This is a genomic window from Stenotrophomonas sp. (assembly GCF_036662295.1).
In the GTDB taxonomy this organism is placed as follows: Bacteria; Pseudomonadota; Gammaproteobacteria; order Xanthomonadales; family Xanthomonadaceae; genus Stenotrophomonas.
Map to the genome: position 1 here is coordinate 54543 of NZ_JAVWXA010000008.1, position 8539 is coordinate 63081.

At 70.4% G+C, this 8539-nt stretch carries 7 protein-coding genes; 1 reads left to right on the forward strand and 6 read right to left on the reverse strand.

Translation table 11 applies throughout. From position 1 onward, the window contains the following. Positions 1 to 49: 49 nt before the first annotated feature. The 3 genes from purU to aceE all read right to left on the reverse strand — a co-directional run bounded on the left by purU (position 50) and on the right by aceE (position 4663). Complete coding sequence (gene purU, locus RSA25_RS03100; protein WP_332807451.1) at positions 50 to 901, reverse strand: formyltetrahydrofolate deformylase; 852 nt, start codon at positions 899 to 901, stop codon at positions 50 to 52. 69 nt (positions 902 to 970) lie between these two features. Continuing rightward, positions 971 to 1873, reverse strand: coding sequence for a hypothetical protein (locus RSA25_RS03105; RefSeq protein WP_332807452.1), 903 nt, complete (start codon positions 1871 to 1873; stop codon positions 971 to 973). 117 nt (positions 1874 to 1990) lie between these two features. Next, positions 1991 to 4663 (reverse strand): pyruvate dehydrogenase (acetyl-transferring), homodimeric type, encoded by a 2673-nt coding sequence (aceE, locus tag RSA25_RS03110; protein WP_332807453.1) that lies wholly within the window; start codon positions 4661 to 4663, stop codon positions 1991 to 1993. Between the two features lie 175 nt (positions 4664 to 4838). On the opposite strand from aceE, the gene RSA25_RS03115 reads away from it, so the two are divergent. Further along, on the forward strand, positions 4839 to 5771 hold the full coding sequence (locus RSA25_RS03115) for a LysR substrate-binding domain-containing protein (protein WP_332807454.1): 933 nt from the start codon (positions 4839 to 4841) through the stop codon (positions 5769 to 5771). A 42-nt stretch (positions 5772 to 5813) separates the two neighbouring features. Here the strand turns inward: RSA25_RS03115 and RSA25_RS03120 are convergent, their stop codons facing one another. The 3 genes from RSA25_RS03120 to RSA25_RS03130 all read right to left on the reverse strand — a co-directional run bounded on the left by RSA25_RS03120 (position 5814) and on the right by RSA25_RS03130 (position 8310). Next, positions 5814 to 6923, reverse strand: coding sequence for an NADH:flavin oxidoreductase/NADH oxidase (locus RSA25_RS03120; protein ID WP_332807455.1), 1110 nt, complete (start codon positions 6921 to 6923; stop codon positions 5814 to 5816). Positions 6924 to 7004: 81 nt separating this feature from the next. Continuing rightward, positions 7005 to 7856: an NAD-dependent protein deacetylase gene (locus tag RSA25_RS03125; protein ID WP_332807456.1), complete on the reverse strand. Its 852-nt coding sequence runs from the start codon at positions 7854 to 7856 to the stop codon at positions 7005 to 7007. Positions 7857 to 7896: 40 nt separating this feature from the next. After that, on the reverse strand, positions 7897 to 8310 hold the full coding sequence (locus tag RSA25_RS03130; RefSeq protein ID WP_332807457.1) for an acyl-CoA thioesterase: 414 nt from the start codon (positions 8308 to 8310) through the stop codon (positions 7897 to 7899). Positions 8311 to 8539: the final 229 nt, after the last annotated feature.

Sequence of the window (8539 nt, forward strand, 5' to 3'; positions counted from 1 at the left end):
GCCCCCGGCACTACCCTTTGGCGGAAGGCGCGTCGCATCGCAGTTCAGCTCAGCGGAACACCACCGTGCGGTGGCCGTTGCGCAGGATGCGGTGCTCCACGTGCCGGCGCACGGCGCGCGCCAGCACCTGCGATTCGGTGTCGCTGCCCAGGCGCACCAGGTCACGCGGGGTCATGGCGTGGTCCACGCGGGCCACGTCCTGCTCGATGATCGGGCCTTCGTCGAGGTCTTCGGTCACGTAGTGCGCGGTGGCGCCGATGATCTTGACCCCCCGCACGTGCGCCTGGTGGTACGGCTGTGCGCCCTTGAAGCTGGGCAGGAAGCTGTGGTGGATGTTGATCGCCCGGCCCGCCAGCGCCTGGCACAGGCGCGGCGACAGGATCTGCATGTAACGCGCCAGCACCACCAGGTCGATCTGCTCGCGCTCGACGAGGTCGATGATCTGCTGCTCCTGCACGGCGCGGTTGTCGGCGTTGACCGGCAGGTGATGGAACGGCACGCCGTAGGAACCGGCCAGCGCGGCGAAGTCGTGGTGGTTGGAGGCCACCGCGGCGATGTCCACCTGCAGCTGGCGGCTGTGCGCGCGGAACAGCAGGTCGTTGAGGCAATGGCCCTGTTTGCTGACCAGCACCAGCAGGCGCGCCCGGCGGCGTGCGTCGTGCAGTTGCCAGTCCATCTGGAACTCGGCCGCCAGCGTGCCCATGCGCGCTTCGATGTCGGCCAGCGACTGGCTGGCCGCACGGTCGAAGTGCACGCGCAGGAAGAACCGACCGCTTTCCTCGTCGCCAAACTGCTGGGCATCGAGGATGTTGCAGCCCAGCTCGAACAACAGGCCGGACACGCGGTAGACGATCCCGGTACGGTCCGGGCACGACAGGGTGAGAATGGAATCTGGGCGCATCGCGGCAGTGTAAGCGAGCGTCTGCGCGCTGCGGGCGATGCTCTCAGATGCAACCAAGCGCGCCGCGCATCAGCGTTGCTCGGCCTCCAGCGCCGCGCGGAACAGGCGCAGGTCGGCGCCTTCCGGCGGCCATCCCGACACGGTGGCCACCACCTTGCCGTCGCGAAGCAGGTGGAACACCGGCGACTGGCCGGTGTCCAGCACCTGCCATGACGGATCGCTCACCATCGGCTGCATCGGCAGCGCCGGATGCGCGGTGTTCCAGTCGAGCATCTCCTGCCCCGGCCAGGCCTGGCCGATCGGGACCACCAGCTGCAGGTGGCTGCGCAGCCAGGCGTAATCGGGGCGGGTGGTGATCGCCTCCAGGGCGCGCCGCGAGAAGCCGCAGTACGGGTGCACCACGGCCACCACCACCACACCCGCCTCGGCCAGCACTGTGCGCTCCACCTGGGCCAGGCCCATCATCCGCAGCAGCGGCCTGCCCACCAGTGTGTTGCCCTGGATCTGTGGCAACGCGGCCGGGGGCGTCTGCAACCGGTCGTTCAATGCATTGGCCTCGTCGAACCGCTGCAGCGCAATCAGCGAGCCGCGCATCGCGCGGTGGTGCTCGTCCGCGGCAAGATCGCGCGCCACCAGCGCCTCGTACAGGCATTGCAGGCGCAGCAACGTGGCCGGTTCGCGCGCGTAGAAGGCGATCAGCGCGGTGGAGCGGAACAAGTCCTGCAGCCGGTCATCCGGCAACGCCGTGCACGCCGCCGGCTGCATCGTCACCGGTGCGGCCTGGGCGTAGGCGATACGCATCGCCGCCAGGCGCTCGGCCGGCGGCTGTGCCGGCGTGGCATCAAGCGCGACCAGCCGCGCATGCAGGCTGCCCGGAACCGGCGCGGTGCGCGCGGCGGCCACGGTGGACAGCCACGCGCCGCAGGCCAGCAGCAGCAACGCCCAAACAACCCGTATACGCAGCGCTCGCATCCGCATCTCGGTGGTGGTCGATGCGGCCATCATGGCAGCGCCTGCCCCGCATTGCCGAGACCCGCTTCGCATTGCCGGGCGCGCACCGAGGTCGGCGTGCGCGCCCGCGCGGGCCGGTCACGCCAGCGCCGGGTCCACCTTGTCCACCTGGATCGCATACAGGTCGATGGCCCGCTGCACCTGTGCGCGCGCGATGCGGCCCTCATCGGCCAGCGCCTTCAGCGCGGCCAGCACGATGAAGTGCCGGTCCACCTCGAAGAAGGTGCGCAGCGCCTCGCGCGTGTCCGAGCGGCCGAAGCCGTCAGTGCCCAGCGCGCTGAAGCGGCGGCCCTCGACGAACGGGCGGATCTGGTCGGCCACGATCTTCATGTAGTCGGTGGCCACCACCAGCGGCCCGGGGTGCGCGGCCAGGCACTGCTGCACGTACGGCACGCGCGGCTTCTGCGCGGGATGCAGCAGGTTCCAGCGCTCGGCGGCCAGGCCGTCGCGGCGCAGTTCGGTCAGGCTGGGCGCGCTCCACACATCGCTGGCAATGCCGAAATCCTGCAGCAGCAGCGTGGCGGCGGCCTCCACTTCGCGCAGGATCGCGCCGCTGCCCATCAGCTGCACGCGCCGCGCGTCATCCTGGCCGGGCGCGGCCGGGTGCAGCAGGTACAGGCCCTTGAGGATCCCCGCCTCCACGCCCTCGGGCAGCGCCGGGTGCGGGTAGTTCTCGTTGAGCAGGGTGATGTAATAGAAGATGTCTTCCTGCTCCACGTACATGCGGCGCAGCCCGTCCTGCACGATCACCGCCAGCTCGTGGTTGTAGGTGGGGTCGTAGGAAATGCAGCTGGGAATCACCGAGGACAGCACGTGGCTGTGGCCGTCGTCGTGCTGCAGGCCCTCGCCCATCAGCGTGGTGCGCCCGGAGGTGGCGCCCAGCAGAAAGCCGCGGGTACGCGCGTCGGCCGCCGCCCAGGCCAGGTCGCCCACGCGCTGCAGGCCGAACATCGAGTAGAAGATGTAGAACGGAATCGTGGCCAGGCCGTGGTTGCTGTAGGCGGTGCCGGCGGCGATCCACGAGCAGATCGCGCCGGATTCGTTGATGCCTTCTTGCAGGATCTGGCCGTCGCGGGCTTCCTTGTAATAGCTCAGCTGGCCAGCATCCTGCGGGGTGTAACGCTGGCCCAGGTAGGAGTGGATGCCGATCTGGCGGAACAGGCCTTCCATGCCGAACGTGCGCGACTCATCGGGCACGATCGGAATGACCAGCTTGCCCAGCGCCGGGTCCTTGAGCAGCGTGCCGAGGATGCGCACGAAGCCCATCGTGGTGGATTGGCCGCGCTCGCCGCTGCCCTGCAACTGGGTGGCAAAGGCGGATAACGGCGGCACCGGCAGCGCGGCCGACGTGGCCACGCGCGAGGGCAGCGCGCCGCCCTGGGCCTGGCGGCGCTGGGCGAAATAGCGCGCTTCGGCGCTGTCCGCTGCCGGGCGCAGGTAGGGCATGTCCTCCAGCTGGTCGTCGCTGACCGGCAGGTCGAAGCGGTCGCGGAAGGCGCGCACCGCCGCCAGGCTCATCTTCTTCAGCTGGTGGTTGATGTTCTGCCCTTCGCCGGCTTCGCCCATGCCGAAGCCCTTGACCGTCTTGGCCAGGATCACGCTCGGGCGGCCATCGGGCTGCATCGCCTGGGCGTAGGCGGCATGCACCTTGAGCGGGTCATGGCCGCCACGGGCCAGCGCCCAGATCTCGTCATCGCTCATGTCCGCGACCAGCGCGAGCAGTTCCGGCGAGGTGCCGAAGAAGTGTTCGCGCACGTAGGCGCCGCTCTGCGACTTGAAGGTCTGGTAGTCGCCATCCACGCATTCCATCATGCGCTGGCGCAGCAGGCCGGTGGTGTCCCGGGCCAGCAGCGCGTCCCAGCCGCTGCCCCAGACCACCTTGATCACGTTCCAACCGGCGGCGCGGAAGGTGCCTTCCAGTTCCTGGATGACCTTGGCGTTGCCGCGCACCGGCCCGTCCAGGCGCTGCAGGTTGCAGTTGACCACGAAGACCAGGTTGTCCAGCCGCTCGCGCCCGGCCACCGCGATGGCGGCCAGCGACTCGGGCTGGTCCATCTCCCCGTCGCCGAGGAAGGCCCAGACCTTGCGGCCCTGGTGCTGCTTGAGCCCACGGTATTCCAGGTAGCGCATGTAGCGCGCCTGGTAGGCCGCGGTGAGCGGGCCCAGCCCCATCGACACCGTGGGGAACTGCCAGAAGTCGGGCATCAGGCGCGGATGCGGGTAGGAGGACAGGCCGTCGCGGTCCGCTTCGCGGCGGAAGTTGTCCATCTGCGCCTGGCTGAGGCGGCCTTCCAGGTAGGCGCGGGCGTAGATGCCGGGCGCGCAGTGGCCCTGGATGTAGATCATGTCGCCGTCGAAGGTCTCGCTGCGGCCGCGGAAGAAGTGGTCGAAGCCCACGTCGTAGAGCACCGCCGCGGACTGGTAGCTGGCGATGTGCCCGCCCACGTTGGACTGCCTGCCGGCGCGCAGCACCAGCACCATCGCGTTCCAGCGGATCATGGCGCCCAGCCGCTGCTCCAGCGCCAGGTCACCCGGATAGGCCGGCTGGCGCGCCAGCGGAATGCTGTTGACGTAGGCGGTCCAGGCGCGGGGGTGCAGGCCGCCGTGGCGGGCCGTGTCCTGCTCGCTGAGCTGGTCGATCAGGTAGTGCGCGCGGTCGCGCCCGGCCACCTCGGTGACCGCGTGCAGCGCTTCGCGCCACTCCTGGGTTTCCTGGGGGTCGGTATCGAGGGGGGCGAGCACAGGGTCCATGGTCCATCTCCGGCAGGGTCGGCCGGGCCCGGCGGCCCACCGGGGAGGGAGGGCGGCCCGCCGGGGCCGGCAGGGACACCCACCTTAGGAGCGGGCCCGGGCGGCCGGTAGATCGAGGCCTGTTGGCTCTTTGCAAAGACAAACTTTGCAATCAGAGGCGAGAATGGTGGCCATCATGAATATTCTCCAGTCAATCCGTAGTTTCATCCGGACCGCCGATGCCGGCAGCCTGGCCGCGGCGGCGCGCACGCTGGGCATCAGCGCGGCGGCGGTGGGGCAGAACATCGCGCGCCTGGAGGCCCACCTGGGCGTGCGCCTGTTCAACCGCACCACCCGCCAGCTGGCACTCACCGAGCGCGGCGCGCTGTACCTGGCGCAGGTGCGCTACATCGAGCGCGACCTGCAACGCGCGCAGGCGGCGGTGACCGACCTGGATGCCACCCCGGAAGGCCGCCTGCGGATCGCGTGCAGCACCTCCTTCGGCCGGCACAAGCTGGCCCCGCTGCTGCCCTCGCTGAAGGCACGCTACCCGCGCCTGGCCATCGAGCTGCTGCTGGCCGACCGCAACGTGGACCATGCGCGCGAAGACGTGGACGTGAGCATCCGCATCGAGCCGCAACTGGAGGAAGGCCTGGTGGCGCGACCGATCGCGCAGGTGCCGTTCGTGTTCTGCGCCGCGCCCTCCTACCTGGCGCGCACCGGCGTGCCGCGCACGCCCGAGGCGCTGCGCGAGCACCGTTGCCTGTTGTTCCGGCACCCCAAGGACGGGCGCAACCTGCGCTGGGGGTTCGTGCGCGACGGCCTGCGCTTCGATGCCGAAGTGAGCCCGGCGCTGGTCAGCGACGATATCGACGCGTTGGCGGCGATGGCCCTGGCCGGCGGTGGCATCACCCGGCTGGCCGCGTTCGTGGCCGCCCCGTACCTGGCGCGCGGCGAGCTGCAGGCCTTGTTCGAGGACAACGGCGCCGGCGAGGCGCATGCCCTGCCCGAGCCGATGCGCCTGTTCCTGTGCGTGAGCGACCGCCGCGACCTCACCCCGAAGGTGCGCGCGTTGATGCAGCACATCGTGGACGGCCTGCCGCCGGAGTGGCGGGTGGACGTAGCCTGAGCCGGGCAGGCGCGGGCCACGTGGCCGGCGCCTGCCCGCTGCTCAGCGCGGGGGTGCGATGAACACCCCGCGCGCCTCGCGCGGTTCGCAGCGCAGGTACTGCGGTGCCGGCTCCAGCGAGTCGCCCAGGGCGGCGGCGGCATGCCACGGCCAGCGCGGGTCGTAGAGGATGCCGCGGGCCAGCGCGATGGCGTCGGCGTGGCTGTGGCGCAGGATCGATTCGGCCTGGGCCGGGTCGGTGATCAGGCCCACCGCAATCACCGGCATGCGCAGCTTCAGCGCCTTGATCGCCTGCGCGAACGGCACCTGGTAACCCGGGCTGAGCGGGATCTGCTGGCGCGGGTCGTTGCCGCCGCTGGACACATGCAGGAACTGGCAGCCCCGGCCATCCAGCACGTGGGCCAGGGTGGTGGTCTGCTCGATGTCCCAGCCACCGGCCACCCAGTCGCTGGCCGAGATGCGCACGCCCACCGCGATGCGGTCGGACACCGCCTCGCGCACGGCATCGAACACGCGCACCAGCAGGCGCATGCGGTTCTGCAGCGAGCCGCCGTATTCGTCGTCGCGGCGGTTGCTCAGCGGCGACAGGAACTGGTGCAGCAGGTAGCCGTGGGCGGCATGCAGTTCGATCAGGTCCAGGCCGATGCGTTCGGCACGCTGGGCAGCGGCGACGAAGGCCTCCACCACCGCATCGATGCCGGCCAGGTCCAGCGCCTGCGGGGTCGGGTCGGTGGGGTTGAACGGCAGCGCCGAGGGCGCCAGGGTGGTCCAGGCGCGCGGATCGGTGGCCGGCAGCGCACCGCCGCCGTCCCACGGCCGCGCCGAGGATGCCTTGCGCCCGGCATGGGCCAGCTGCACGCCCATCGGCATCGGCGACCAGCGCTTGACCGCCTCGACCACGTGCTTGAGCGCCGCTTCGGTGGCGTCGTTCCACAGGCCCAGGTCGGCCCAGCTGATGCGGCCTTCGGGCAGCACGGCGGTGGCTTCGAGGATCAGCAGGCCGGCGCCGGATTGGGACAGCTGGCCCAGGTGGATCTGGTGCCAGTCATTGGCCAGGCCATCGGTGGAGGCGTACTGGCACATCGGCGCGATGACGATGCGGTTGGCCAGCGACAGCGGGCCAAAGGAAACGGGGGAGAAAAGCTGGCTCAAGGAAGGACTCTGCTGGCGGAAACGGGAAAACCGGGCGCTATTGCACTCCTGCCGGGCGCGCGAGGCAACCGTGCGGGTGGATCACAGTTTCGCGGGAGCCGGCGACGGCGGTGCGCCGCCGGCCTCGCCGGGCAGCAGGAAGGCCAGCGCGGGCGCGCAGGGCTGCTCGATCTTGAGGCTGAAAAGGTCATCGGCGCGCGTGCGGCCCAGGTTGAGCGCGGCCACCGGCAGCCCGGCCTTGGCGGCGGCCTGGACGAAGCGGAAGCCGGAATAGACCATCAGCGAGGAGCCCACCACCAGCACGGCGTCGGCCTGCTGCAGGTGGGCATGGACGCTGGCCACGCGCTCGCGCGGGACGTTTTCGCCGAAGAAGACGACATCCGGCTTGAGGATACCGCCGCAGTGCGGGCACGCCGGCACCTGGAAGCGGCTGAAATCGACGTCGTCCAGGTCGGCATCGCCATCGGGGGCCTGGGCGGCGGTGAGCTGGTCCCAGGCGGGGTTGTGGGCCAGCAGCAGGTGCTGGAAGTCCTCGCGCGGGAGGCGGGCCTCGCAGCCCATGCAGCGCACCTGGTCCAGCCGACCATGCAGGTCGATGACCGCGCGGCTGCCGGCGCGCTGGTGCAGGCGGTCCACGTTCTGGGTGAGCAGCACTTGGAGCTTGCCGCGCGTTTCCAACGCGGCCAAGGCGGCATGGGTGCCGTTGGGGGCGGCCAGGCCGAACCGGGGCCAGCCCAGCAGGCTGCGCGCCCAGTAGCGCTGGCGGGTGGCCAGTTCGCCCATGAAGGCCTGGTAGGTGACCGGCGGGGTGCGCTTCCACTGGCCGTCGGCGTCGCGGTAATCGGGGATGCCCGAATCGGTGCTGCAGCCGGCGCCGGTGATGACGAACAGGCGGTGGGCACGGTCGATGAAGGCGGCGAGCGGGCTGGACATGCCGATCAGGTGGGGGCGCGAAGCGGGCAACGCAATCCGCTCACGGGCCGGGGATGGCCTCGGGCAGGGGCGGCACGGCGATGGGGTGGCCGTCGGCGTCCAGGGCGATCATGACGAAGTGGCCACGGGTGCAGAGCTTGCGCTCGCCGCTGTGGAGGTCTTCGGCGATGAGCTCGACTTCGACCTTCATGGAGCTGCGGCCGACCTCGACGATGCGGCCGATGGTTTCGACCATCTGCCCGATGCGGATGGGCAGCTTGAAGTCGACCTGGTCGGAGCGGGCGGTGACGACGGTGCGGCGGGAGTAGCGGGCGGCGGCCAGGAAGGCGGCCTTGTCCATCCACGCCAGCGCCTGGCCGCCGAAGAGGGTGCCCAGGTGGTTGGTATGGTTGGGGAAGACGATCTCGGCCATGCTGATTTCAGTAGGCGGGACGGTATCGGGGCTGGCGGACATGGGGACGGCCGTTGGAAAGGGGATCGGCGCGGATGATACGGCAGCGGCCGGCATGAGCGTGTCGCCAATCCCCGCGTCGGGTTGACCACCCCGTGGGTGGCTGCACGCGATGCCGGGGCGGGTCGCACGACCAACAAGGATCGCCGTGTGGCTTTTTGCTTGCGTCACTGCAATGCAAAACGCGCGCGAGTGCAGCGGTTATGTCGCGTGGGCGGGTACGGGCGGGGGT

What these genes read in the sequence shown, in the direction of transcription:
- RSA25_RS03105 (WP_332807452.1), bottom strand. Translation starts at nt 1,873, where the DNA reads ATGCGAGCGCTGCGTATACGGGTTGTTTGGGCGTTGCTGCTGCTGGCC.
- aceE (WP_332807453.1), bottom strand. Translation starts at nt 4,663, where the DNA reads ATGGACCCTGTGCTCGCCCCCCTCGATACCGACCCCCAGGAAACCCAG.
- RSA25_RS03125 (WP_332807456.1), bottom strand. Translation starts at nt 7,856, where the DNA reads ATGTCCAGCCCGCTCGCCGCCTTCATCGACCGTGCCCACCGCCTGTTC.
- RSA25_RS03130 (WP_332807457.1), bottom strand. Translation starts at nt 8,310, where the DNA reads ATGTCCGCCAGCCCCGATACCGTCCCGCCTACTGAAATCAGCATGGCC.
- RSA25_RS03115 (WP_332807454.1), top strand. Translation starts at nt 4,839, where the DNA reads ATGAATATTCTCCAGTCAATCCGTAGTTTCATCCGGACCGCCGATGCC.
- purU (WP_332807451.1), bottom strand. Translation starts at nt 901, where the DNA reads ATGCGCCCAGATTCCATTCTCACCCTGTCGTGCCCGGACCGTACCGGG.